General features: G+C 63.4%; 20 protein-coding genes and 1 pseudogene. 11 read left to right on the forward strand and 10 right to left on the reverse strand.

The window, feature by feature from the left end:
- The first annotated feature begins 3 nt into the window (after positions 1 to 3).
- The 4 genes and pseudogenes from ASG03_RS09480 (at position 4) to ASG03_RS09495 (ending at position 8,024) form a co-directional block, all read left to right on the forward strand.
- Positions 4 to 1,176 (forward strand): glycosyltransferase, encoded by a 1,173-nt coding sequence (locus ASG03_RS09480; protein WP_082475640.1) that lies wholly within the window; start codon positions 4 to 6, stop codon positions 1,174 to 1,176.
- A gap of 44 nt (positions 1,177 to 1,220) precedes the next feature.
- Positions 1,221 to 2,360 (forward strand): annotated as a pseudogene (locus ASG03_RS09485) (glycosyltransferase family 1 protein); the annotation flags it as partial.
- 82 nt (positions 2,361 to 2,442) lie between these two features.
- Positions 2,443 to 5,697 (forward strand): glycosyltransferase, encoded by a 3,255-nt coding sequence (locus ASG03_RS09490; protein WP_062693373.1) that lies wholly within the window; start codon positions 2,443 to 2,445, stop codon positions 5,695 to 5,697.
- A 38-nt stretch (positions 5,698 to 5,735) separates the two neighbouring features.
- A complete protein-coding gene (locus ASG03_RS09495) occupies positions 5,736 to 8,024 on the forward strand; it encodes a glycosyltransferase family 4 protein (RefSeq protein ID WP_244475208.1) in 2,289 nt (762 codons plus the stop codon).
- A gap of 108 nt (positions 8,025 to 8,132) precedes the next feature.
- Here ASG03_RS09495 and ASG03_RS09500 read toward each other — a convergent pair whose 3' ends face one another.
- From ASG03_RS09500 to ASG03_RS09525, 6 genes are all read right to left on the reverse strand, one after another.
- Positions 8,133 to 8,444: a Dabb family protein gene (locus ASG03_RS09500; protein WP_062693374.1), complete on the reverse strand. Its 312-nt coding sequence runs from the start codon at positions 8,442 to 8,444 to the stop codon at positions 8,133 to 8,135.
- A 116-nt stretch (positions 8,445 to 8,560) separates the two neighbouring features.
- A complete protein-coding gene (paoC, locus tag ASG03_RS09505) occupies positions 8,561 to 10,759 on the reverse strand; it encodes an aldehyde oxidoreductase molybdenum-binding subunit PaoC (RefSeq protein WP_062693375.1) in 2,199 nt (732 codons plus the stop codon).
- A 4-nt stretch (positions 10,760 to 10,763) separates the two neighbouring features.
- The gene (locus ASG03_RS09510) at positions 10,764 to 11,714 is read right to left on the reverse strand and encodes an FAD binding domain-containing protein (RefSeq protein ID WP_062693376.1); all 951 of its coding nucleotides are present in this window, start codon (positions 11,712 to 11,714) and stop codon (positions 10,764 to 10,766) included.
- Complete coding sequence (paoA, locus tag ASG03_RS09515) at positions 11,711 to 12,382, reverse strand: aldehyde dehydrogenase iron-sulfur subunit PaoA (protein ID WP_200934696.1); 672 nt, start codon at positions 12,380 to 12,382, stop codon at positions 11,711 to 11,713. Before paoA ends, ASG03_RS09510 begins: the two co-directional genes overlap by 4 nt.
- Before the next feature lie 135 nt (positions 12,383 to 12,517).
- Positions 12,518 to 13,462 (reverse strand): DMT family transporter, encoded by a 945-nt coding sequence (locus ASG03_RS09520; protein WP_062693450.1) that lies wholly within the window; start codon positions 13,460 to 13,462, stop codon positions 12,518 to 12,520.
- A 91-nt stretch (positions 13,463 to 13,553) separates the two neighbouring features.
- Positions 13,554 to 14,132: a TetR/AcrR family transcriptional regulator gene (locus tag ASG03_RS09525; RefSeq protein WP_062693377.1), complete on the reverse strand. Its 579-nt coding sequence runs from the start codon at positions 14,130 to 14,132 to the stop codon at positions 13,554 to 13,556.
- Between the two features lie 218 nt (positions 14,133 to 14,350).
- Between ASG03_RS09525 and ASG03_RS09530 the strand changes: the two genes are divergently transcribed.
- From ASG03_RS09530 to ASG03_RS09540, 3 genes are read left to right on the forward strand one after another with little or no spacing between them, the layout of a single operon-like run.
- On the forward strand, positions 14,351 to 14,878 hold the full coding sequence (locus tag ASG03_RS09530; protein WP_062693378.1) for a (2Fe-2S)-binding protein: 528 nt from the start codon (positions 14,351 to 14,353) through the stop codon (positions 14,876 to 14,878).
- Positions 14,875 to 15,945: an FAD binding domain-containing protein gene (locus ASG03_RS09535; RefSeq protein WP_062693379.1), complete on the forward strand. Its 1,071-nt coding sequence runs from the start codon at positions 14,875 to 14,877 to the stop codon at positions 15,943 to 15,945. Before ASG03_RS09530 ends, ASG03_RS09535 begins: the two co-directional genes overlap by 4 nt.
- Entirely contained in the window at positions 15,935 to 18,208 is a 2,274-nt protein-coding gene (locus tag ASG03_RS09540) for a xanthine dehydrogenase family protein molybdopterin-binding subunit (RefSeq protein WP_062693380.1), read from the forward strand. Before ASG03_RS09535 ends, ASG03_RS09540 begins: the two co-directional genes overlap by 11 nt.
- Before the next feature lie 190 nt (positions 18,209 to 18,398).
- Here ASG03_RS09540 and ASG03_RS09545 read toward each other — a convergent pair whose 3' ends face one another.
- On the reverse strand, positions 18,399 to 18,902 hold the full coding sequence (locus ASG03_RS09545) for a cytochrome b (RefSeq protein ID WP_062693381.1): 504 nt from the start codon (positions 18,900 to 18,902) through the stop codon (positions 18,399 to 18,401).
- 364 nt (positions 18,903 to 19,266) lie between these two features.
- Between ASG03_RS09545 and ASG03_RS09550 the strand changes: the two genes are divergently transcribed.
- Both ASG03_RS09550 and ASG03_RS09555 read left to right on the forward strand, forming a co-directional pair.
- The gene (locus ASG03_RS09550; RefSeq protein WP_062693382.1) at positions 19,267 to 19,728 is read left to right on the forward strand and encodes a hypothetical protein; all 462 of its coding nucleotides are present in this window, start codon (positions 19,267 to 19,269) and stop codon (positions 19,726 to 19,728) included.
- Positions 19,729 to 19,815: 87 nt separating this feature from the next.
- Positions 19,816 to 20,286 carry a hypothetical protein gene (locus ASG03_RS09555; RefSeq protein ID WP_062693383.1) on the forward strand — a complete coding sequence of 157 codons (471 nt, stop codon included), beginning with the start codon at positions 19,816 to 19,818 and terminating at the stop codon, positions 20,284 to 20,286.
- 73 nt (positions 20,287 to 20,359) lie between these two features.
- Here ASG03_RS09555 and ASG03_RS09560 read toward each other — a convergent pair whose 3' ends face one another.
- Together ASG03_RS09560 and ASG03_RS09565 are read right to left on the reverse strand one after the other, a co-directional pair.
- Complete coding sequence (locus ASG03_RS09560) at positions 20,360 to 21,028, reverse strand: response regulator (RefSeq protein ID WP_062475610.1); 669 nt, start codon at positions 21,026 to 21,028, stop codon at positions 20,360 to 20,362.
- Positions 21,025 to 22,425: a sensor histidine kinase gene (locus ASG03_RS09565; protein WP_062475612.1), complete on the reverse strand. Its 1,401-nt coding sequence runs from the start codon at positions 22,423 to 22,425 to the stop codon at positions 21,025 to 21,027. Before ASG03_RS09565 ends, ASG03_RS09560 begins: the two co-directional genes overlap by 4 nt.
- A gap of 331 nt (positions 22,426 to 22,756) precedes the next feature.
- Between ASG03_RS09565 and ASG03_RS09570 the strand changes: the two genes are divergently transcribed.
- On the forward strand, positions 22,757 to 23,614 hold the full coding sequence (locus ASG03_RS09570; RefSeq protein WP_062693384.1) for a helix-turn-helix domain-containing protein: 858 nt from the start codon (positions 22,757 to 22,759) through the stop codon (positions 23,612 to 23,614).
- Between the two features lie 223 nt (positions 23,615 to 23,837).
- A complete protein-coding gene (locus ASG03_RS09575) occupies positions 23,838 to 24,251 on the forward strand; it encodes a LuxR C-terminal-related transcriptional regulator (RefSeq protein ID WP_062475622.1) in 414 nt (137 codons plus the stop codon).
- 352 nt (positions 24,252 to 24,603) lie between these two features.
- Here ASG03_RS09575 and lhgO read toward each other — a convergent pair whose 3' ends face one another.
- Positions 24,604 to 25,845 (reverse strand): L-2-hydroxyglutarate oxidase, encoded by a 1,242-nt coding sequence (lhgO, locus tag ASG03_RS09580; protein WP_062693385.1) that lies wholly within the window; start codon positions 25,843 to 25,845, stop codon positions 24,604 to 24,606.
- Between the last annotated feature and the right edge of the window lie 290 nt (positions 25,846 to 26,135).

Genomic DNA, 26,135 nt, shown 5'->3' on the forward strand with positions numbered 1-26,135 from the left:
TTCATGACAGGCAGACGGATCGTCGTTATCAGCGACTTTCAAGATGGACAGCCCGACGACGGCCTTTTGCCAACGGTCGAGGACGCCTACCAAGACTGGATCTCGGGACGACGCGGGCAGGCCCCGGAGGTGGTTTCGGACCTCGAGACCGTCGCTGTCGATGGCGGCTACATCGAGCGTTTGCCGCTTGCCTGCTTGAGATCGGGCCTCGTCGACAGCGCCGAAATCTGGACGCACTGGCGCGGTAGCCACCCGCTGGAAATGCCTCCTAGAGGGAGCCCACACTTGAAACGCCGGGCGTTCCGCATGAACGGCCCGCACGCCCCCTTCGCCTCCAACGACATGCTCGGCTATATCGCAGCCTTCGGTGCGCCGGATATCCTCTGCGTCTGGGGTCTCGGCGTCAGCGAGGACATTCTTCTCGCCTGTCGCGACAGCTTCAAGATCTACAATTCCATCGATGCGCCAGCCCTGCGCATACCGCCCGAGGTCAGTCGGCATTTCGATCTCGTCCTGACCGGTGCAGAGTGGCAGTCGGACGTCGTGCGCGCGCGTCACCCGGATATGCCGACCGCCATTCTGCCGGTCGGCCCTGAGTTTGCGTCGGACACGACATTCTATCCGCTGGATCTGCCCAAAACCTACGACATCATCTATGTCGCCGCCGCCCAGGGCTACAAGCGCCACGACATCCTGTTTGACGCCATGGCCAGGCTACCGCGCTCTCTGCGCGCGCTCTGCGTCTGTGGCTACGGCGACATGGTCGACGAGTTCCGGCACCAGATCGCGCAAAGGGGCATTTCCGTCGACATCATCGACCCGCCCGGCGTCCCGTTCGAGGAGGTCAACCGTCTGATGAACACGGCGCGTCTCGGTGTCGTCTGCGGCGTCGATGACGGAGCGCCGGCTATCCTCACGGAATACATGCTGGCTGGGCTCCCGGTGCTGGCCAACAGTGCACTTTCCTGCGGTCGCCAGTACATCACGCCGGAAACCGGCCGGACGGCGACAGCGGAAAACTTCCATCTTGCCATCGCCGACATCCTGGAGAACCTGTCGGCGTTCACGCCGCGCCCGATCGTTCGCGCCAACTGGACCTGGCCACATTCGGTCCAGAAACTGAAATCCCTGATGTCGAAGCCTTTAAAAAAAAGCGCACCGCACGACGGAACCTAGAGAGGCTCGCACAGTTCCCTGCAAGCTTGAAGGAAGGGAGCTCTATGAATCTACTGGGTGCGTTTTCGAAGGTTTCGGAGGGCATGTATTGCACCGACGCACCGATCGTCTGTTTTTCCCACCTGCGCTGGGACTTCGTTCTTCAGCGTCCGCAGCATCTGATGCAGCGGTTCTCTGCCGATCGGCAGGTCTTTTTCTTCGAGGAATACATCCCGACCGACCACCATCTGGCCTATCTCGAGATACATCCGTTTGCCGGCACCACCGTCAAGGCCATTCGCCCACGCGTGCCGCACGGATGGAGCGAACCGCAGCGGGAAGAGGCGTTGGCCCATCTGCTGGATGATCTCCTGGCGCTGCACGGCGGCCGACAGCCGATCCTCTGGTTCTACACGCCCCTGATGTTCGCCTTTGCGCGCCATGTGGACGCGGCAGCCGTCGTCTACGACTGCATGGACGAGCTTGCGAATTTCAAGTTTGCGCCGCCGCAATTGAAGGCCATGGAACAAGCCCTTCTCGACAGGGCCGATGTCGTCTTTACCGGCGGCTACAGTCTCTACGAGGCCAAGCGGGGCCGCCACGACAATCTGCATGCCTTCCCTTCGAGCGTGGACGCCCACCATTTCCGCACCGCACGCAACGGGCATGCCTCACCCTCCGATCAGGCCGGCATCCCGGGTCCGCGACTCGGCTACTACGGCGTTATCGACGAGCGGCTGGATCTGGGCCTCATCCGCGATATCGCTGCAGCACGTCCGGATTGGTCGTTCATCTTCCTCGGTCCCGTGGTGAAGATCTCGCACGACGATCTGCCCCGTGCGCCGAACATCCATTATCTCGGACAAAAGAGCTACGCCGAGCTTCCGTCCTACCTGTCCGGCTGGGATGTCGCTCTGATGCCCTTTGCGCTGAACGAAGCGACGCGGTTCATCAGCCCCACCAAGACGCCGGAATATCTCGCCGCTGGCCGGCCGGTCGTCAGTACCCCCATCACCGACGTGGTTCGCAGCTATGGGGACGTTCCCGGTGTCTTCATTGGCGAAGATGCGGCACGCTTCGTCGACGCCTGCGCCGCGGCCCTTGCTTTGCAGCATGCCGCCGGCTCCTGGCTGGACACGGTGGATGCGCTTCTGGGCCGCTCCTCCTGGGACGACACGGCCCGGGAGATGCGCATGCTCATCGAGCATACCATGGGTGGGCCTGCGCCTTTTCCAGCCGAAGTTGCCGGGCAGCGAGCGGCACGGGCACAGGGTCAACCGACGCCTCATGCCTGAAAAACCCGCAAGACGCCCGCGCATCGTCCTCGCAACGGACAGCCGCGACCCATCGGGCCTGGGCGAACACATGCTGGCGCTTGCGCGCGGCCTGTCGGCCGATCATGAGGTCATCCTGCTTGCCGATCCGGCCAGCGCCGGCCCCTTTCTCGCCCGGGCCGCAAGACAGCGGCTCGCCGTCAAGGACATGCCGCTGGACGAAGATCTGGCAGCATGGCTCCAGCGAGCCGATATCGATCTGCTTCATGTCCACGCCGGCATTGGCTGGGAAGGACACGCGCTTGCAGCTGCGGGGATTGCCAGCGGCATTCCGGTGATCCGCACCGAACACCTGCCCTATCTCCTGACCGATGCGGCCCAGCAGACGCAGTACCGGACGGAAACCTCCCGTCTTTCTCATCACATCGTCGTCTCGGAGGCGTCTCGAAAGACTTACGCCTGCGGTCATGTCGACCCGGCGCGCTTGACCGTCGTTCGAAACGGCATTTTCCCCTTGGAACCCGCCGCAGCGCCCGATCAGACCCGAGCCGCCCTTGGTCTTTCCGGCCGGACGGTCCTCCTCTCCGTCGCCCGCTTTTCCGCCCAAAAGGATCACGCCTCCCTCATCCGCGCCATGCCGGCGATCCTGCGCCAACATCCGTCCGCCATGCTTCTTCTGGTCGGCTCGGGGGAGGAGCGGCAGCGGGTTGAGGCTCTCGCGGCTGACACAGGTGTTGCGGGCTCCGTGTGCTTTCTCGGCCAACGCGACGACGTGGCGGACCTCATGGCGATCGCCGATCTCTTCGTGCTCTCCTCCTTGTTCGAGGGCCTGCCGCTCGCTGTGCTGGAGGCCATGTCGGTCGGGGTGCCCGTGGTCGCCACGCGAATTGGTGGCACGGTGGAAGCGCTTGGCGAAGAACATCCTTATTTCGCCGAACCGGGGCAGCCTGCCTCGCTCGCCGAAGCCATCATCGGGGCACTCGACGATCCCGCCGGACGTGCAGCCATCGGAGAGGCGGGACGAGCCCAATTTCGTCGCCATTTCTCCGCCGCGCGGATGGCTTCGGAAACCGCCTCCGTTTACCGGCCCTTCATAGCGCCGAACTCATCCCTGACAAAGGACCGCTCCATGCAGAAGACACGCCTCGGCTTCATCGGCGTCGGTGGCATCGCCCACCGCCACCTCGACATTCTCGCAACCTTCGAGGACGTCGAACTGGTCGCCTTCGCGGATCCGGACGCGGCCCGTGCGGACGTGGCTGCCCGCCGCTTCGGCGCCACGTCCTTTACCAGTCATCGCGACATGCTGGAAAGCGCGACGGTCGACGCCGTCTATATCTGCGTCCCGCCCTTCGCGCACGGCGAGCCGGAGCGCGATCTGATCGCCAAGGAAATTCCTTTCTTCGTCGAAAAACCGGTCTCGCTGGACATCGCCCTGGCCGAGGAGATCGCGGCGGGCATCGCCGAAAAGAACCTCGTCACGGCTGTCGGCTATCACTGGCGCTATCTTGATACCGTCGAGGAAGCCCGCGCCCTGCTCGCCGATAACCCTGCACAGTTGCTTTCCGGGTATTGGCTGGACTCAACCCCGCCGCCGCAATGGTGGTGGAAGGAAGACAAGTCCGGCGGGCAGATGGTAGAGCAGACGACGCACCTGCTCGATCTCGCGCGCTTCCTGATCGGCGAGGTCACGGAGGTCTATGGTCGTGCGGGCCATGCGGAGCGGCAGGACTTTCCGGGCCTCGACGTGCCGACCGTCAGCACTGCAAGCCTCACTTTCCAGTCCGGAGTCGTCGCCAACATCGCCTCCACCTGCCTGCTCGGCTGGAGCCATCGCGTGGGCCTGCATATCTTTGCCGACAAGCTGGCGATCGAACTGACCGACCGCGACATCATGGTCGATGTCGGCCGTGGTCGGCCCGTCCGCCAAGCCGACGGCGATCCCGTCTGGCGTGAGGATCGCGACTTCATCGATGCCGTCCGCGGCGGTGAGAACCGAATTCGCTGCCCCTATGCCGATGCCGTCGCCACCCATCGACTGGCTCTGGCCGTGGTTGCGTCGTCCCGCAGCGGCGAAGCCGTGCATCTTGACCTCCCCGCCCTCACCCGTGCGCCGCTGGCACCGCTGCAGTTCCAGCCGCGACCGGAAGAAGCGCCTCGCGGCATGCCTCCGGGCCACCGGAAGATCCGCTCGCTCGGCATCGAGGGGCCAGGCCGCGCCTATGTGTTCGAATATGAGGAGGGGCCGCCCGCCGACGGACAGGTCCGGCTGGAGACCCTCTACACCGGTCTTTCCGCCGGCACCGAGCTGACCTTCCTGAAGAACACCAATCCGTATTTTCGTTCGCGGTTCGATGCGGGTCGGGGCGTCTTCATCGAAAACGAACCGGATCTGCACTATCCCGTGCCTTTCCTCGGCTACATGGAAGTCGCGCGGGTCTCGGAGTCCCGCACGGGCGGCTATGCTGAGGGCGACGTGATTGCCACCACCTATGCGCACAAGACCGGCCACACGGCGGATCCCTATCACGACGTGCTCGTGCCCATGCCGGCCGAGGTGGACCCGCTCCTTGGCGTCTTTGTCGCGCAGATGGGGCCGATCGCAGCGAACGGCATCCTCCACGCCGATGCAGAAGCGATGGGGACCCAGGTTTCGACGCTTGGGGCCGGTGTCGCCGGCAGACCTGTGCTTGTGATCGGCGCCGGCACGGTGGGTCTCATGACCGCGCTGTTCGCCCGCAAGCTCGGCGCATCCGATGTCGTCATCACCGACCCGTCCGACTTCCGTCGGGCCAAGGCCGAAGCCATGGGCTTGACCGCCATGACAGAGGACCAGGCCTGGCAGCATGCGAAAGCGCGTTGGCACGATGGCGGGCTCGGTCGGGGCGCCGATCTCGTCTTCCAGACGCGCGCACACTCCGGCAGCCTGCAGACCGCCCTCAAGGCCTTGCGTCCTCAGGGGACGGTGATCGACCTTGCCTTTTATCAAGGCGGGGCGGATGCACTTCGTCTCGGCGAGGAGTTTCATCATAACGGCCTCAACATTCGCTGCGCGCAGATCAACCGCGTGCCGCGCGGCCTTTCGGCGATCTGGAACCGGCAGCGCCTTGCACGGGAAACGGTCGATCTCCTGCGCCACGACGGCGCGACGATCCGCGAGCACATGGTGACCCATGTCGTGCCGTTCGAGGACGGCCCTGCCTTCCTTCAGGATCTCGTGAAGCATCGCCCCGACTTCCTGCAGGTCGTCTTCAAGGTCGGCGCATGATGCCGGCGGCGGACACGGTTGCATTGCGAGAGCCGCCCATGCGGATCCTCTTCGTCTTCGCCTGGCTGGTGGTCGGCGGAGAAGAGACGGAGGTCCGGCTGCTGGCGGAGGCGCTGGATACCGATCGCTACCAGATCGACGTGGTCGCCTGCTTCCGCAAGCCCGGGATGCCCGAGCAGACCCATGAACAACTGAGGGCGCTGGGCGTATCGGTGGATACCGCGCCCTACGCCATGTCGTTCGAGGATACGGTGTCCTACCTTGCAGGCAAGGTTCCCGGCTACGACGTTGTGGTCTCGTGTCAGAATGTTGCCGATATCTATCCGGCACTGGAGCGTCTGAGCCTTTGTCCGCCATTGATCGAACATGGCGGGCTTGTTTCCGAAGCCCTGGCGGGCCCGAAGCATCTCACCACCCGCTATGTCGGTGTCTGCCGATCCATCCGGGACGCAGCGGCATCCCGCATGCCGGGCCGTGAGGACGATGCGATCGAGATCCCCTCCATGGTGGATCTTTCCGCATTCGACCCGTCGCGGCGGGAAGACATGCGGGCCGAACTCGGATTGTCCGCTCGACACACCGTGATCGGATGGGTCGGGAGGCTCGATCCCAAGAAGAATGTCGAGCACGTCATCGTCGCCGCATCGCTTCTCCATGCCGAGAACCCCGACGTGCGCGTCGTCATCGTCGGCGGTCCCGATGCCTTCATGCCGGACTACGCCGCCGATCTTCGGGAACGTGTCGCTGCTCTCGGCCTCGCGGACGTTGTGCAGTTTCTGGGGGACCGCAAGGACATTCCGGATCTGCTTCAGGCCTTTGACGTCTTCGTCTGGGTGTCACGTGGCGAAGGCATGCCGCATGTCATCGCAGAAGCCGGCGCGGCCCGTCTTCCGGTCATTTCGACGCCGGACAACGGCGCGCTGCAGCAGATCGAGGACGGCACGACCGGGCTGATCGTGCCCTATGACGATCCGCCCGCGATCGCTGCGGCGGCCGGCCGACTGATTTCCGATCCGGCTCTTCGCAGACTGCTGGGAGACGCTCTGCGCCAGAAGGTCGAACGCCTCTACGCCGTCGAGGCCGTCGTGCCGCAGTGGGAGCAATTGTTGAACGCCGTTGTTTCGCGGCGGGTTGCCCGCGGCCCGACCGGTCTCTTCCGGTCGTTCATCCAAGGCGGGTTCGAGTGCTCGACACATCGGCTGCGCCCGACGCCGGAGGAGCCGCTCGGGCCCCGGCTCGACATGATCGACGATATCGCCCACGACATCCATGCAGAGCGCGATTACCGGCAGCTGCAACGGTTCGGCATCCAGACGGTGCGCGATGGTTTTCGCTGGCACCGCATCGAAACCGCAGGCCGTTTCGAGTGGTCCAGCGTGCGGCCCATGCTGCAGGCGGCTGCCCGTTCGGGAACACAGGTCATCTGGGATGTGCTGCACTATGGCTGGCCGGACGACATCGACATCTGGACACCGCATTTCGTGGAGCGCTTTGCGCGGTTTGCCGGCGAATGCGCCCGCGTCGTGCGGGAGGAAAGCGACGACATTCCTTTTTATTGCCCGGTGAACGAGATTTCGTTCTTCTCATGGGGCGCAGGCGATGCCGGCTATCTGAACCCCTTTGCGAACGGCCGGGGATTCGAGCTCAAGGTCCAACTGGCCCGTGCAGCGATCGCCGGCATGGATGCGATCATCGCCGTCGATCCCCGGGCACGCTTCGTGCATTGCGACCCGGTCATCAATGTCATCACCGATCCGTCCCGGCCGTGGGAAGCACCGGTTGCGGAAGGTCACCGGCAATCCCAGTTTCAGGGATGGGACTTGATTTCAGGCCGTATGTGGCCGCAGATCGGTGGCGCCGAACGCTATCTGGACGTCATCGGCGTCAACTACTACTTCAACAACCAGTGGATTCATGGCGGCCCGCCGATCGATATCGGCCACCCGCTCTACAAGCCGCTTCGCACGATTTTGATCGAAACCTATGCCCGCTATGGCAAGCCGATGATGATCGCCGAAACCGGCATCGAGGACGACCGTCGCGCGGCCTGGTTCACCTATGTGGCGCAGGAAGCCCTGGCCGCCATGAAGGCTGGTGTTCCGCTGGAAGGCCTATGTCTCTACCCGATCGTCAACCATGCCGGCTGGGACGACAAGCGCCCTTGCCAGAACGGCCTCCTGTCCGCCGCCATGACGGCCGAAGGTCGGCGGGTCTATGCCCCATTGGGCGAGGCGATCGCGACCTTTCTGCAGAAGAACGGCGAACGGGTGCAAGGCACGGGGGCGGAGAACAAAGACGGGAACCTGAAGCGCGCAAGAGGCCTCTGACCTTCCCTCGATCCTTAGCGACGGTCAGACCCTGGCGACATCGCGGAAACCTTGCATCTTTTTCCTCCGGCAGCGGCAAGCCTTGCCCTGCCGGAGGAATGTCCAGAATCAGAATTCGAGATCGACGACGATCACGCCATCGGGCCCACCCCTGGTATGGGCCACGATCCGCGCACCGGCCGCCTGATGGTGTGGATGGACAAGGTAGGCATCGCGGACGGCCGCGCTCTCGAAATCGAACCAGAACGCATCGTTGAAGCCGCGCATCATGTCCGTTTCGACGCTGACATTGGGGCCCGCATGAAAGCCACGGATGCCGCCGATCTGCCCCTTGAGCGCCTCGAGCTCGTGGTAGATCGACTGCTTGTCGGCCTCCGATACGCTATCCTTGAACTTCAAAAGCACGATATGCCGGATCATCGGTCATCTCCTGTCATTCCGTATCGCCCTGCACGGGGCGGAGGGACCGGGGCTGCGCGAACGAGCGCCAACCCCGGTTCCCAATTTTACGCAAGCAGCCGGCGCCCGGCCCGCCGTCAGCTCAGTTGGGGCAGCGCGCCAATCAGCTTGTCGAGCGTCACGGGATAGTTTCTCACGCGAATTCCCGTTGCATTGTAGACGGCGTTGTTGATCGCCGCTGCCACCCCGCACAATCCCAGTTCACCGACACCCTTCGCCTTCATCGGCGAGGACATCGGATCGGTCTCGTCCATGAAGATGACCTCCTGATGCGGAATGTCGGCGTGAACGGGCACTTCATATCCCGCCAGATCGTGGTTGACGAAGAAGCCGCGCTTCTTGTCCACGGCGAGCTCCTCCGAAAGCGCCCCGCCGACGCCCATCGTCATCGCGCCGATGACCTGGCTGCGGGCTGTCATCGGGTTGAGAATCCGGCCTGCGGCGCAGACGGCGAGCATCCGCCGTATCCGCGGTTCGCCGGTCGCGATGTTCACGCCGACCTCCACGAAGTGGGCGCCGAAGGTCGACTGCTGCTTTTCCTCGGAGATATCGCCGTACTCGATCGTATCCTCCACGACCAGGGGCTTATCCTTCACGGCCTCGGCGAGCGGCACGCGGCGATCGCCCGAGATCACCATGCCATCCGCAAAGTCGATGTTCTCCGCATTGAATCCGAGCGCCGCGGCGATGGCCTCGCGCATCTTGACGCAGGCGGCGTAGACCCCCGCCGTGGCGCTGTTGCCGCCCCACTGCCCGCCCGAGCCGGACGAGACCGGAAAGCGCGAGTCGCCAAGATTGACGGCAACGCGGTCGATCGGCAGGCCGAGCATCTCCGCCGCGGTCTGGGCGATGATGGTATAGCTGCCGGTGCCGATGTCGGTCATATCCGTCTCGACGGTCAGGACACCCTCACGATCGAGCCGAGCCCGGGCACCGGACGGCATGACCATGTTGTTGCGGAACGCCGCAGCGACGCCCATGCCCACCAACCAGTCGCCGTCCTGAACGGCGCCAGGCCGCGCATTGCGCTTGTCCCAGCCGAACCGTTCGGCCCCGAGCTTCATGCAGCCGACGAGATCACGATGGGAAAAAGCCTTTTCCGGCTTTTCCGGATCAACCTGCGTATCGTTGAGGATCCGGAAGGCCACCGGATCCTGACCGAGCTTTTCCGCCATTTCATCCATGGCGACTTCGAGCGCCATCAGGCCGGGAGCTTCGCCCGGCGCACGCATGGCATTGCCTTCGGGAAGGTCGAGCACGGCAAGCCGCGTTGCCGTCATCCGGTTGGCACCGGCATAAAGCAGCCGCGTCTGCTGGACCGCCACCTCCGGGCCGCCGCCTTCAAGGTCGCCAGACCAGCTCTCATGTGCGATGGCGGTGATCTTGCCATCCTGTCCGGCACCGATCCGGATCCGCTGGATGGTGGCCGGGCGGTGTGTCGTGTTGTTCATGAGAAACGGCCGGGGCAGCGCGACCTTTACCGGCCGGCCCGCCGCGCGGGACGCGAGTGCGGCGAGAACCGCATCGGAGCGCAGGAACAGCTTGGACCCGAACCCGCCGCCGATGAACGGCGACATGATGTGGATCTTCTCCTTGTCCATATCGAGCGCGGTGGCGAGATCCGACCGCCACCAGTCGACCATCTGGCTCGACGTCCACACCGTCAGCGCATCCCCATCCCAGGCGGCGATGGACGCGTGCGGCTCCATCATCGCATGGGACTGGTCGGGGGTGGTATAGGTCTGGTCTAGCTGGACCGTGGCTGTCTCGAAGGCCGGCGCAAAATCGCCCGCCGCGGAATCGGGTTCTCCGTCCTTCGGCTTGATGGCAGCGTCCATGGAGGCCTCGAGGTCGAACGCCCCTTTGGACTCCTCATAGTCCACCTTGATCAGGTGCGCCGCTGCCCGCGCCTGTTCGAAGGTTTCGGCAACGACGACGGCCACGGCCTGATGATAATGATGGATGTCGACACCGCCGAAGAGTTTGGCCGTGTTGCGCTTGGCCTTCTTCAGGTCCGGCATGCTGTTGCTGGTGACGATCTTGATGACGCCCGGAGCACGGCTGGCTGCCGTCACGTCCATTGCCCGGATACGGCCCTTGGCGATCGCGGCGCCGAGCGGGTAGCCGTAGGCATAGGGCACGGCATCATCGTGCCACTCGTAGGCATACTTGGCGCGACCCGTCGTTTTCATCTGCCCATCGATGCGCTCGATCGGCTTGCCGACGACCGTCATGCGGTCGATCGGGTTCTGTGTTGCAGGTGTGTCGAATTTCATGATCTCAACCCTTCGCTTCTGCGAGGACAGCGCCAAGCGTCCGCTCGACAAGCTTTACCTTGTAGGCATTGTGTTCCGTCGGCTGGGCATCGAGCAGGAGACGGCGCGTTACCCGGCCGGCACCGCTCGGCAACTCAGCGTCCGCCGTATCGAGACGCCAAGGCTTGTGGGCGACGCCGCCAACGGCGACACGACCGGTCCCGTCCGGAAGGATCACGGCACCAACCGAAATCAGCGCGAACGCGTAGGATGCGCGATCGCGAACCTTCCGGTAGATATGCTTGCCGCCGATCGGCTTCGGAAGCACGACGGCCGTGATGACCTCGCCTTTCTTCAGCTCGGTTTCGATATGCGGCGTGTCGCCCGGCAGCCGGTGGAAGTCGGCGATCGGGATGCTGCGCTTGGCGCCATCTGCCCCGACAGTCTCGACCACGGCATCGAGCGCGCGCATGGCAATCGCCATGTCGCTCGGGTGCGTCGCAATGCAGGAGTCGCTGACGCCGACAATGCCGAGCTGACGGCTGAAGCCGTCAATGGCGGAACAGCCGCTGCCGGGCTGGCGCTTGTTGCAGGGCTGGTTGGTGTCGTAGAAATAGGGACAGCGCGTGCGCTGCAGGAGATTGCCCGCCGTGGTCGCCTTGTTGCGAAGCTGCCCTGACGCCCCTGCCAGAAGCGCGCGGGAGAGGAGGCCGTAGTCGCGCCGAACCCGCTCGTCGGCAGCGAGCTCGGTGTTGCGCACCAGCGCTCCGATCCGCAAGCCGCCTTCGGGCGTTGCCTCGATCGTGTCGAGCCCCAGCGAATTGACATCGATCAGATGCGTCGGCGTCTCGATTTCAAGCTTCATCAGGTCGAGAAGATTGGTGCCGCCGGCGATGAACCGGGCTGCATCATGGCTGGCTGCCGCCTTGGCAGCGGCTTCCACGGAGGTCGCGCGTTCGTAGGTAAAGGATTTCATGCCGGCCTCCCTGCGACGTCCGCAATGGCGTCGACAATGTTGGAGTAGGCCCCGCATCGACAGATATTGCCGCTCATCCGCTCGCGAACCTCTTCCAGGCTGAACGCGGCCTTGGCCGTCAGATCGCCCGTCACGTGGCTTGGGATGCCCGCCTTGATCTCTACGAGCACGGCGATCGACGAACAGATCTGGCCGGGCGTGCAGTAGCCGCACTGGTAACCGTCATGCTTCACGAAGGCCGCCTGCATCGGATGCAGCTTGCCAGGCTCGCCGAGCCCCTCGATCGTCACCACCTCGTCGCCTTCATGCATGATGGCGAGCGACAGGCAGGAATTGATCCGTCGTCCATCCACCATCACCGTGCAGGCGCCGCACTGTCCGTGATCGCAGCCTTTCTTGGTGCCTGTCAGGTGCAGATGCTCCCGCAGCGCATCGAGAAGCGTCGTCCGGTTATCGACCGTCAGCGTCTGATCCTGACCGTTTACCTTGAACGACACGCTGGAGGTTTCACCGACCGGCATGCTGCCCGGTTTTTCCCCCGCCGGGGCCTGAGCCTGCGCCCGTGCTGTCGAGGCAACGCCGCTGACGGCAACGGTCGCAGCGGAAGCCATCAGAAGGTCCCTTCGAGAGAGATCGAGGTCGCCTTGGTTTAGCATGTCCTGCTCCATGTTCTGGTGAGAGTTCCGCGACATGGGATTGCGCGGATCCGTACGCTGGAGCTAGGGCGCGTTGTAAGGCAAACCAGACCCAGTGCCGATCACTGGCGCCGGACGGCGATCACAAAGCCGACAGTGGGAGAAACATCAGCTTCTGGCATATTCCGGTTCGGCTGTTGCCAGCGAAGCCTGAGCATCGGGTGAAACGACAGCGGACGGCAGCGGCGTCCCGCGCTTGCGCTCGCGCACGAGGGTGAGCAGTCCGGAAAAGATGATGAGCGCGATACCGCCCGCCATCGGCAGGTCGACCGTGTCATCGAAGATGAAATAACCGAACAGGATGGCCCAGATCATCTGGCTGTATTGCGGCGGCGCCACAAGATTTGCAGGCGCCAGCCGGGCCGCCGTCATCAGCAGCGCATTTCCGGCCGCCCCGAGAATGCCGTAGCTGGCGATGAAGGCCCATTCCATCGGCGTTGGCATGGCGATGTCCGAGAGCATGAGAAGCCCGCTGACGACCAGCGTGCCGAGAAGACCGGCGCCGTAGAGCGACATCCGCTTTTCCGTCGGCCCCATCCCTCTGAGGACGACGATGGCGATCGCGGCGCTCAGTCCGCCGATAGCCGCGGCAAGGTGCCCAACCGACAGCTCCCGGAACCCGGGCCTGAGCACGATGAGCACGCCGACGAACCCGACGACGACAGCCGTCCAGCGCTGCCAGCGCACATCCTCCTTGAGAAAGATGACGGAGAGGATCGTGACGAAGGACGGGAGAAGAAAGAGGAGACAGAAGGCTTCCGCCATCGGCAGTTTCGTAAACGTGATGATCGACGCGATGGAGCCGATCGCACCGCAGGCAAAGCGCAGCAGCCAGAGCGTGCGATTGGACGTTCGGAAGAGGTCGAGCCAGGCGTCGTCCCGCGCCTTGATGAGCGGCAGGATGACGAGGCCGAAGACGGCACCGGCAAAGGCGACCTGATAGGCAGGAACGGCGCCGTCGACGAGTTTGACCGACGCATCGCTGAAGGCAAAAACGGCATAGGCGATGAATGCGATGACGACACCGCGAAGGGGAGACTGTGAGACGGGCATGATGTCGAATCGCAAAGGAAGAGGATCCGGCTGGAATAGCCCGAAAGACGAACGGCGGACAGATGCCGATCGCAGGCGAACCGGCGCCTGATCAGCGTTTTTGCAACCCGTCGACGAACACGTCGACCATGCGAAGCGCCGTTGGTTGCCAGTCCGTCGGCCCCTGGGTGTAGAAGATCCCGAGAAGGGTTCGCAGGAGCTCGTCCGCGGAGACATCGTCCCGGATCCTGTCCGCGGCGATCGCTCGGTCGAGAAGAAGGCCGATGGCGCTGACCATGCGCTCGTAGGAATAGGCCTTGAGTTCGCTCGAGCCGACGACGGCGAGTTGGAGCCCCTCGATCATTCCCTTCTTGGTCGCGACGAGGCGCACATTGGCTTGCAGCCAGGCCTTCAGCGCCGCGACGGGATCGGTATCGGTCGCCAGCTTCTGGGCCAGATCGGCAAGGAGATCGACCTCGTGCCGGTAGACCGCATCGAACAGGGCTTCGCGCGTCGGGAAATGGCGATAGAGCGTTCCAATGCCGACGCCGGCCTCCTTGGCGACGGCCTCGAGGCTCGCCTGCGCGCCACCGAGCCGGAAGATGGCGGTCGCCGCCTCCAGAAGGCGCGCGCGATTGCGGGCCGCATCTGCCCGTGGCTTGCGCCTTGCTTTCGCGTGGTTCTGGTCCATGTGTCTATTCGCCGATCAGCATTTACAAACTCGCCCTTGCTAAACGGAGGAACCCTCCGTATATTGCGTCTCACATCGGGGCAGTGTCGACTGGAACACCCGACCCGCGATGCGCCGAGCCTCTTGAACGAGTTCAGCCCGTTTCCAGCGTCCTGTCAAAGCGTCTTCCGCGCCCGCGGTTCCCATTTCATACATCACAATCCTGACTGGAGCATCCTATGCCTTTCTCCATCAGCCTCACCGTCAATGGTCAGCCGAATAGCATCGCGCTCGACGATCCGCGCGTGACGCTTCTCGACCTTCTGCGCGAACGGCTCCACCTCACCGGCACGAAAAAGGGCTGCGATCGCGGCCAGTGCGGGGCCTGCACGGTTCTTCTCGACGGGCGGCGGATCAATGCCTGCCTGACCCTTGCCGCGAGTCTCGACGGGAGTTCCGTCACCACCATCGAAGGCCTTGCCAACGGCAGCGAACTTCATCCGGTTCAGGCCGCGTTCATTGCCTGCGACGGCCTTCAATGCGGTTACTGCACGCCGGGCCAGATCATGAGCGCGGTGGGACTACTGTCCGAAGGCCATGCGGGCGACGACCCGGAACGCGTTCGCGAACTGATGAGCGGCAATATCTGTCGATGCGGGGCCTATCAGGGCATCACCCAGGCAGTGCTGGAGGCAGGCCAGGCTATCTCTCAGCAAAACCGGCCGGTACCGGCCGAAGGGTCGGAAAACGGGAGGAGTGCGGCATGAACCGCTTCGATTTCATTCGTCCGACAAGCCTTGCTGATGCCGTCGCGGCCGGCACCTCGCCCGGATCGGTCTATCTCGCCGCCGGTACGAACCTTCTTGACCTGATGAAGATTGGCGTGACGCGTCCGGAACGCGTCATCGATATCAGCCGGCTTCCGGGACTGGACAGGATCGAATGGCTGCCGGACGGCAGCGTGCGTATCGGCGCCTTGGTGCGCAATTCCGACCTCGCCTATGACAAGCGCTTTGCTGCCGCCTATCCCGCCGTTGCCGAAGCCCTGCTGTCCGGTGCTTCCGCCCAGTTGCGCAACGCCGCAACGGTCGGCGGCAATTTGCTGCAAAGAACGCGCTGCGCCTACTTCCAAGATACGGCGAGCGCCTGCAACCGGCGAGAGCCCGGCTCCGGCTGCGATGCGCTGCGGGGCGAGAACCGCCTTCATGCCGTACTCGGCTGGACCGAGCAGTGTATTGCCACCCATCCCTCGGATTTCTGCGTTCCTCTGGCAGCCCTCGACGCTATGGTCGAGATCGAAGGTCAGGATGGACGTCGAGAGCTTCCGATCGGGGCGCTCCACCGCCTTCCCGATGCGCACGGCGCAACGGAGTCCGTTCTTGCACCCGGGGATCTCATCACCGGGCTCCGTCTTTCGGAGTCCACGGCGTTTGCTGCGCATGCCCGTTACGTAAAGCTCCGCGAACGCACATCCTATGCATTTGCGATCGTGTCCGCAGCCGCGCTTCTTTCCATGGATGGCGACAGAATCAAGGCATCACGCCTTGCGCTCGGCGGCGTTGCTGCCAAGCCTTGGCGCGCATCCGCTGCCGAGGCGGCCCTCGTCGGGCAGCGCGCGACCCGGGAAGCCTTCGAGAGAGCCGCGACGGCGGCGCTCGGCGATGCCCGTCCCTCGGGCGACAACGCCTTCAAGATCACGCTCGCACACCGCATCCTGGTCCGCGCGCTGACGCTGGCGCATCAGGGCACGCCGAAGGTCCTGCCTGCCCTTCCCGCATCGCCGTTCCCGGACCCGCATAGCCCCGCCCCGAAGGGAGATCTTCATGTCGCCTGAGATATCGTCGCATCAAGCAGCACCATCCGAAACGAAGGCGGCAGCCAACCGTTACGGCTCCAATGCCGGTCAGCCGCTGACCCGTCGTGACGGGCTCCTGAAAGTCACCGGCCGCGCCACCTACGCTGCCGACAATCATCCTGAAGACCTGGTCTTTGCCGTAACGGCCGTGAGCCGGATTGCGCGAGGGCGCGTGCGCGCCATGAACATCGATGCCGCCAAGGCACATCCCGGCGTGATCGACGTGCTGACGCCGGCCAACCGCCCGCCGCTGTCCCACGATCCCGACGAGAAGATGCCGCCCTTCGGCTTCCGCGTCGAAGTGCTGCAGGACGATGGCGTGCGCTACGCCAATCAGCCGATCGCTCTCGTCATTGCTGAAACCCTGGAGGCCGCAACGGAAGGGGCGGTCCTGCTCGATCCGCAATATGACGTCGAGCCAGCGCGCGTCGACCGCGCCACAGGCCTGCGCTTCGATCCGCCGGGCGTTGGGGTGGGTGGCGACCCGTCGACGGCTTATGGCGACCTCGATGCCGGTTTCTCGCAGGCCGCCGTCACCCTGGAGGGCGAGTACGAAACGCCCCCGCAGTATCACAATGCCATGGAGCCGCATGCCGTCGTGGCCGAATGGGACGGCGACCGTGTGACCCTGGACATGCCCAACCAGGCCCTGGCCATGAGTTGCGCCAGCTATGCCGCCTTCTTCGGCATTCCCGTTGAGAACGTGACGATCCGCTCGCCGTTCCTCGGCGGGGGCTTCGGCTCGAAGGCCATCATCAACGGGCCGCAAATTCTCGCGATCCTGGCCGCCCGGATGCTGAAGCGTCCGGTGAAGCTGGTGCTGACCCGCGCCCAGATGTATGGCCCGGTCGGCCATCGTGGCCAGACATGGCAGAAGTTGCGCCTTGGCATGGACAGCGATGGACAATTGACCGCCCTGCATCATCGATCGATGTCTGCCACATCGGCGTTCGAGGACTTTCTCGAACCGGCGGCCAACGCGTCCCTGCCGCTCTATGCGAGCCCCGCCATCTTGGTCGAGCATGAAGGCCTGCGGCTCGACACCGGCACGCCAGGCCCGATGCGGGCACCAGGCGAAGCATCAGGCTCAGCGGCTCTGGAGGTCGCGATCGACGAAGCGGCGGAAGCCTGCGGCATGGACCCGCTTGCGTTCCGGCTGAAGAATTACGCGGAAACGGAGCCCGGGACGGGCAAGCCGTTCTCGTCAAAGGCACTGCGGACCTGTTACGCGCAGGGCGCCGCCCGTTTCGGCTGGTCGCGCCGGCCGCTTTCACCCGGCCAGATGCGGGATGAGAACGGCCTCCTGGTCGGCTGGGGGATGGGCACGGCGGTTTTCCACTGTCCGCATTTTCCGGCTGAAGCACGGGCGACGCTGCGCGCCGACGGTACGGCATTGGTGGAGACAGGGGCAGCCGACATGGGCCAGGGGGCCTGGACCGCGCTTGCGCAGATCGCAGCCGAAGCGCTCGGCCTCGATGCCGATCAGGTCGAATTCCACGCGGGACTGTCGACGCTGCCGGATGCGGGCGTCGCCGGCGGATCGGCCCACACGGCGAGTGCCGGACTTGCCCTCCACCAAGCCGGGGGCGATGCCATCGCGCGGCTGACCGACCTTGCCGTCAACGATCCGCAGTCGCCGCTTTTCGGTGCCGGAAACATCGGGGTCATCGCACGCCGCGGACGGCTCTATCGTCGGGACGACGAAGCGCGGCACGAAAGCTATGCCCAGATCCTCGCCCGCTCCGGCCAGAGCGAGGTCGTCGGGAGCGCAAAATCTGCCCGCGACCCAGCCGTCGCCTCCGAGCATGCGCTCTATTCCCACGGAGCCGTCTTTGCAGAGGTGAAGATCGACCCGGACCTTGGTCAGATACGCACGACACGCCTTGTCGGCGCTTTTGCGGCCGGTCGTGTGATCAACCCCCGACTGGTTCAGAGCCAGTATTTCGGCGGCATGATCTGGGGTCTTTCGTTCGCCCTTCATGAGGAGGCTGTGACGGATAAGCGGACGGGACGCATCATGAATGCCGATCTGGCCGAATACCGCGTGCCGGTGAACGCGGACATTCCGCCATTGGAAGCCATCCTCGTTGACGAGGAGGACGCCATCGTCAACCCGATCGGGGTGAAGGGCGTCGGCGAAATCGGGATAACGGGCACTGTCGGCGCCATTGCCAATGCCGTCTGGCATGCGACCGGCAAACGCATCCGCAAGTTCCCGATTCGCATCGAGGACATGCTCTGACCCTGACGGCGTGATCGTGACGCTGAGAAGCAGGACGCCGCCCAGGCGTCCTGCCCATGCCCGCTCCGTCTCGCGGGAGATCGTCGAGCGTCTGGCACAACGGGCCTACCGACGCGCGGTGTCGAGCCAGTCGCATGACGCAAGCCCAACACTTTCAGACTGCAGTCTTCCGAAAAGACGCGTGTTATGATCAGCCCCGGACCATCCGTCGCAGGATGTCCGTCTTCCAGTAGAAGTGATGTGCGAGCGCGCCGAGCACGTGACCGCCGATCAAAACCCAGAGCACGACCTTCAATATGTCGGCATGGACATCGCCTGCCACATGCGAGCCGAAGTAATAGGCGGCGATGCCGCTCAGCGGCATGGCAAGCAAGAGCGCGTAGAGCAGGCCATGGGCGTATGCCGAGAGCCTTTGAAAAAGACGAGGCTCTTGCGCGGGTGAAGGCGGAACGCCGTGCGTCATCCGCAGAATCAAACGCGGAAGCACGATGGCGACGATGGCCAAGCCGACATAGGCGTGCAGGTTTGCGCTTGCCACTTGATCGGCCGTCGCCGATCCCGTCCGTTTCATGCTGCGGTTCCAGGCCTCAATTCCGTCCGGAAGCAGAAGGTTGAAGAAGACGAGCGCGGCGGTCGCCCAATGCAGCCATCTTTGCATCCGGGAAAACGATGCTGTCGGGGTGTGGGAGGGCATGGTCAGATCCTCTTCGTACAACGTAGGTGGCGGCGCGTCACGTCGGGCAGACCGCCTGGAGAAGGCCCTTTCGGACCCTCACCGTGACCCGTCGAAGCCGTCGATCCGTGTCACGCTGTTGAAGCTGCTTCGTAAGATGACCGGACTGTCCGCCCGCTGTCTGCGCCCACGCGCAATCGTCGGCGCCGCTGTCAGCGACCGGACCAGCCGTTACCGGACCTTTCGGGACCAAGGTCCGGGACCCCGACGTATTGGTCTGCGGGACGTTTCTCATCCACCGCAACCGACGCAATCTCGGTGTGTCGAATGTCGGGGATGTCCCCCGGCCAGGCTCCACGGAACGGGGCCAACGAGGAGAGAAACGATGACTTTGCGACAGATCATGATCGGCGGGACGGCAGCGCTCGGTGCGACGCTTTTCGCCATGTCGGCACAGGCCGCCCTCAACAGCGATATCGATGGCGTCGGCATCACAGCACCTGCCGGCCAGGCTTATGACCTTCTGGCGAAGAAAGGTGCAGACGACGGGAAGAAGGACGATCGGCACGGCAAGGGCCGAGGACGGGATGACGGTCGCAACCATGCCGGCATCGTGAAGCTGGATGACATCCAGATGGCACGTCGCGGCGCTGACGACGCACCGGGTCACATTCGCAAGGGACGCGGACGCGATGACGTCCCCGGCGATGACCGTGGCGGCGATGATCGTGGCAACCATGACGGTAGCGGCCATGACATGAACGATGACCATGGTGGACGCGGTGGACATAAGTCCGACGACCACGGCACCCATGGCCGGCATGGCGGCTCCAGAAGCCGGGCCTGACAGCTGGTTCGTCTCGATGCCGGAACGACGACACGGCAGGGAACGACGACGCGCTGCAGGGCGCGTCGTTTCTTCAAGGACACGCACATGAAAACACGCACCATCATCCGCCTTCTGGCCTGCAACGTTCTGCTCTCAGCGACCCTCTGCCACCCCTTGGTCGCCTGGGCTGACAAGGGCGGTGGTCACGGCGGCGGTGGTCACGGCAGCGGTGATCACGGTGGAGGTGGCGGCGGTCAGGGTCATGGCTCCGATGGTGATCATGGCGGCGGATCCGGCTCTGGCAGCGACGATCGTGGTGGATCGAGCGGCGATCGCAGCGGCGGATCCAACTCCGGGCAGGGACATGGTACCGAGACCGACGAAAACGACGGTCGTAAAGACGACAACGATAGCGGCAAGCCGGACAAGGGTGCCGGCCGAAGGGGCGATGAAAGCCGTTTCTACACGGGCGGCTGGCGCGAGCAGATCCGCAACGGTCGCTACGAGGTTTTCGACCCGGCCGGACGACTCGTTATCCGTCGAGAGGCTGTGCCCGCGGATTATCTCCGCTTCTGAGCGCGGTTGTCCTCGCGCGTGATCCGACGACGCCGTTAAGGACGAACGCCTTGACGTCCCGGCATGTCCCACCTTACCGTTTTTGCGCATCCTTGAGGACCATGGCCGCTTCGACCCGGTTGCGAACCTTGAGCTTGTGCAAGATCCGCGTCATGTGATGCTTGATGGTTTTCTCCTGCAGGTCGATCTGCCGCGCGACCTCCTTGTTGCTGTTGCCATCCGCCACCAGACGCAGGATTTCTTCTTCGCGGCGCGTCAGGGTGGACAGGGGATCTGCGGCCTCGGGCGTCGGCCCTTCCTGTCGTGCACGCGCTCCGGGGCGCAACTCCGCCAGAATGCGCGCGGCTAGCGACGGCGAAACGTAGCTCTCGCCGCTGACGACGCCTCGGACGATCTCCACGAGCATTGCAGCGCTGACACCTTTCAACACATATCCTCGCGCGCCGGCCCGCAGCGCGCTAAGAACGTCATCGTCCTCTTCAGAGGCTGTCAGAACGAGGACCCGTGCGTCGGGCGATTGCGCGAGAATGGCAGACAGCGCAGTGTGCCCGCCGCCCGGCATGGACAGGTCGAGCAGCATCACATCCGGTTTCAACACCCGGTCGAGCTCGACGGCGTTGTCGGCCGAGGCGCCTTCTCCGCAGACCTCGATACCCGGTTCTCCCGAAAGACTGCGCGCTACGCCGTCACGAAACATCGGATGATCGTCGACGATGACAATACGGATGGTTTTCTCGGTCATTCTGTCTTTCCCGGCAGGTTCATGGTCAGTCTCGTTCCCCGGTTCGGCGCGGACTCGACATGAAGCTTGCCCCCGAGGCTGGCGATCCGCTCCTCCAGTCCGACAAGCCCCAGCCCTTCGTGGGACGCGGCACGGTCAAAGCCGGGACCGTCGTCCGACACGGTCAGCGAGAAGCCATCCGGCCCGACCTTGACGACGACGCGCTGGCCCTTCGCGCCGGCATGACGGGCGGCATTATTGAGGGTTTCCTGCAGGAAGCGATAGACGCAGATCTTTTCGGCCTGGGACAAGGCAGGCAGGGTCGCGGCGCGTTCCAGCATGACCTCCGTCCCGGTGCGACTTTCGTGCGCCGACACCGCACGATTGATCACGTCGACGGGCGACAAGGTCTCGAGTTCGGGAAGGGTCAGCCCACGGCAGATATTGCGGATTTCCCGCATTGCCTCGTCGAGGGCGTCCTTCACCCGTCTCGCTTCGTCACCGTCCGTCGTTCCCTCTTTCACGGACGGAAACCGCAGGGACGCAAAGGCAAGGAGCTGTGCCGGACCGTCGTGAAGCTCTGCGGAGATCCGTCGCAGGTAACGCTCGTTGAGGTTGGCCGAGCGCCGCGCCGCCTGCTCGACGCGGCGATGCAGGACGGCATTCTGCGTCAGAAGACGCGACAGGGTCTCGACCTTCTCGTTCAACGCGGAGCGTTGTGAAACGATCAGTCGGCTGCCGCGGGCGACGATGCCGTAGAGCAGGCCGAGCATGCAGAGCGTGACGACCGCGACGACCAACCAGCTCTGCAACTGCGCAATGTTGAGCTCGTGCCGCAGGTCTTGTGCCGCCTCGTAGAATTCTGCGATCGCGATGATCTTGCCCGACCAGGGTTCGCGGATGGGACTGTAGATTTCGAGGAGCGGGATCCCGCTCGCGCTCTCCAGCGCGTTCTCCGCCTCGCCAAGATGCTCGAACTCCGCATGGATACGGCCGGCCCGGGCTTCCGACAATCCTTCGGTCATGCCGAAGCGCTTGCCGATCAGGCTGTCTTCATTGCTGAAGACGATCTTGCCGTCCGGAGTCCAGATCTTGAAGGAGAACATCTTCTGGCTGAGCACGCCCTGGCTCAGGGTTTCCTTGAGCGCCAGCTTCGCCCCTTCGGTCAAGGTTCCCGAATCCGCCATGTCCTGCGTCAGGGGTGCGATGATGCTGTCGACATAGAGAGCCGTGGCGGCCGCGGCATTATGCGTCACCGCCTCCTCGATCCGGCTGCTGACCCACAGCCCGATGGTCCCCATGCCGAAAATAAGCACGACGGCCGCCGCCAGCACGAATTGCCGCGAAAGGCTGGGCTCGGACTGGCCTCTCGGAATACTGCCCGAAAGAACCCCCGCGATCTGACGTGCTTCTGCCATATGTCGTCATAGCCGAACATAGGATTTCGAGGAAGATGGGCGATGGTCGGGCCAGGTCTGACAGACGGCTGATGGACAGCGGGAGACACGTGTTGGAGCACAAAGAGCCTCAGCGCGTATTCGACATAGTGATTGGGTGCGATTGTAAACTGGCGTGTCGCCGGTGCTGGTTCGAATTGCCGCTGTCCGCCGATCACGTCGGAGCGTCCGCTTACGAGTTCTGTTGCAGCGCCGTCGCCTCTATGCTTTCCTAACAGCGAGAACGCCCGCGAGAGCAGGGCTTGAAGCGGAGTGGAATGTGGGTTCGCAGTTCCCGCCTCAAGGACCTGTCTTGAAACTGAATTTCAAGGCAGACCATCGTCCGGATGTCCAGAAGATCGTGAGATGGAAGGGCATCTCGCTTGACTATGTCCGTGTGACGCCAAGCGCGGAATATGCCTACTCCTGGAGTGGCGGAAACCATTACCTCGCGACACACGACATCGTCATGACCGACGGAGAGATGTCGGTCGCCGGAGGCGCCAACATACAGGCGACGGACATCCGCAACAAGATGACCTTTCTGCCCGCCGAGTGCCCGGTCGCGGGATGGTCTAAAACGGTGCCCCGACAGAACACGTTTACGGTCCTTTGCTTTGACCGAACGTTTCTGACCGAGGAAACGGAGCGTTCGGCCATGCGCATCGGTGAACGCGAACTGATCTACTTCGAGAACGCCGCGCTGCAGTCCACGATGGCCAAGCTTGAGACGATCATGCAGGACGAGGCATCTGACGGAGGCCTCTACGCCGAAACCCTTGCCCTTCTTGCCGTTATCGAACTCGGTCGGACAAGCGTTGCGGACCTGGAGGAACGTCGGACAGGCAAGTTCTCGATGGCACAGGAGCGGTTGCTCGTCAGCTTCATCGAGGAAAATCTCGGGACCGCCTTTTCGCTCGAGGATTTGGCAAAGGTGGCAGGCCTGAGCCGATATCACTTCACCAGAACGTTCAAACACACGTTCGGAAGTCCGCCCCATCGCTACGTCATGGCGAAACGGATGGCGGCCGCGAAAACGTTGCTGACGCGGCCCGGGCTGACGATCGCCGAGATCGCTCCGCAGGTCGGGTTCGGGACCGCGGGCCATTTCGTCAGGGCTTTCAAGGACACCGAGGGCATGACGCCGCGCGACTTTCGTAAGCGTTGCTAATCGTCCGTCGTAAGGCTTGGCTTTCTCTGACACTGGACTCATTGCGCGGATTGTGCTTAGTTGCAGCGGATGTTGCGGGGGCAAGATCCGCCGATCCAACGAGCATCTTGCCGTCGACCTTTCGTGTCGGCGCCACCTCCCCGTCGCTGAGGCGAGCGTCGACCATATTGTCGTCGATCAGCATCTATACTTTATCCGCTGTTACATATTCGGGAGGGCTATCATGTACTTAATGTCAGAAGCCGATAAACGGGTGATCCCGCCACCCTCGTCCAAACTCGCTGAACTCCTTCGAACGATTGCAGATGATCTGGACGCAGGAACGATCTACAGTGACTCACTTCCCATGCTGCTGTCGCCGAAAGATACGAACGATACATTTGACGTCGCCGTTGTCCTGGTCCCGCCATCCCGAATAAAAGCGTCGGAACGCGCCAACCAACTCCTATCGACGCTCACTCCAAGACAACAAGACGTCCTGAAATTGTTACTCGGCGGCATGCAGGCCAAGCTTATCGCGCTTACTCTGGGCGTTTCACAAAGAACCGTAGAAAAACATGTCTCATCCATCTTTCGTAAGACGATGACGAATAAAATACACGGACTACTCGAAATCGCTCATACCAGATTATACTAAATATATATTTACAAATCCTTTCATTACTTTGTATCCTGCAAGAAGCCTCATGGTCAGGCGCCACCAGCAAAAGCAGTCGGTTTCCCGATGATGCGTGCTGGACGCGACAGAACGATTGCAACGAATAAAGGTGGATCTCTCGAAGCCTGACAGAGTGCCCTTACGGGGGATTTGGTCAGGACGGCGTGAGCGAGCGTGCGTCGATCATTCGCGACGGGTTGCCTGATTACGCCTGCACGCGCTGCACGCTTTACTGCGTCATCACGATGCTGTGGCGAGGTGATCGGACACGGGTTCCCGGTCACCGGAGGTGACGAACAAAACCATGTAAGCTTACCTCGGTTGACTGGCGCTATCGCGAACGGACATCCCGGCTGAACGCGGCGTTTGCGCGTCTCAGAGCGAATGTCTGCGCAGCAAGCGCCGTGATGTGATCGGCAATCGGAATGGCCGAGGTGGCGGCGGGAGACGGCGCGTTACAGACATGGATCGTTCGGGCTGTGGTGCGGATCAGAAAGTCGTGCACCATCCGCCCGTCGCGCATGACGGCCTGCGCCCTGATCCCGGCAGGATGCGGCTTCAGATCGTCCCGCTCGATCGTCGGCATGTATTTTCGGCAGGCATCGAGGTACACGCCGCGAAGGGCCGAATTGGCGATCTCCCGCAAGGCGGGGCGCAGGTGCCGGACGCAGGTTCGCCAGAACCCGGGAAATGTGAGCATGGCTTTGAGATCCTTCGGATCCAGGCCGAGCTTTGCATAGTTTTCCCGGGCCATGGAAAGAACGGCGTTCGGTCCGACAGTGACATATCCGCCGATTGCGCGGGTCAGATGAATACCGAGGAATGGCAAAGCCGGATCCGGAATAGGGTAGATCAGATGCCTCACGGCATCGTCGTGGCGCGCGGCCAGCCGGAAATACTCTCCCTTGAAGGGGATGATGGCAAAGTCTCCGCCGACACCGCACATGCTCGCCAGACGGTCGGCCTGCAGTCCGCCGCACACGATGAGGTTTCGCGCTTCCAGGCTGTGGCCGTTCGACAGGACCACCGTCACGCGCGCGCCGTCCTCCCTGAGATCGTGAACGTCGGTCGATGTGAGAACGGACCCGCCGTCGGCAATGAAGAGCTCCGCCATCTTCCGGACGATCGCGGCATAATCGACGATGCTCGTCGAGGTGCTGAGGATCGCGCCGCGTCCGACGATGTTCGGCTCGCGCTCCCGCAGGGATGCCGCATCGAGCTTGAGAAGATGAAGGCCGTTGTCAGCCGCGCGCCGGTGGAGCGCGTCCATCACCGTCACCTCATGCGGTGTCGTCGCGACCAGCAGCTTGCCGCATTGGTCGAAGGGCAGATGATGATCCTTGCAGAACGCAATCGTCTCGGTCAGCCCCCGACGTGAGAAGGTCGCTTTCAAGCTGCCGGGCGCATAGTAGATGCCTGCATGGACAACACCGCTGTTGCGCCCGGTCTGATGCGCGGAAAGCCTGTCTTCCTTATCGACGACCGCAATCCCGATGCCCGGATAAGCCGCCTGCAGGCGCCACGCCGTCGCGATCCCGACAATCCCGCCGCCGATGATGATGATGTCGAGCATCGCGTCCTCCCGCTCTCACCTCTCTCTGTTCTCACGGATCGAATGCGCCGTCGCCAAATCCTTTCGGCGAATGACCTATGCTTTCGTCGAAAACCGCAGAGCCGGGGCGAGCCTTAACCGGCAGGCGCCCCGAGGCGGGCCGAGCAATGTCCGGTGACGGTAAGCGGCCGCCTACGCCTAATGATGGAGCGTCGGCGACCGGCCATAACACTTTGGGCAAGCTGCCGCGCGACGCGGCCCCCCTATAATCGACGTGGGGCTCAGGAGCTGAGCCGATCATCCAGCGGCGA

The organism is Rhizobium sp. Leaf341 (genome assembly GCF_001424325.1).
Classification (GTDB): domain Bacteria; phylum Pseudomonadota; class Alphaproteobacteria; order Rhizobiales; family Rhizobiaceae; genus Ferranicluibacter.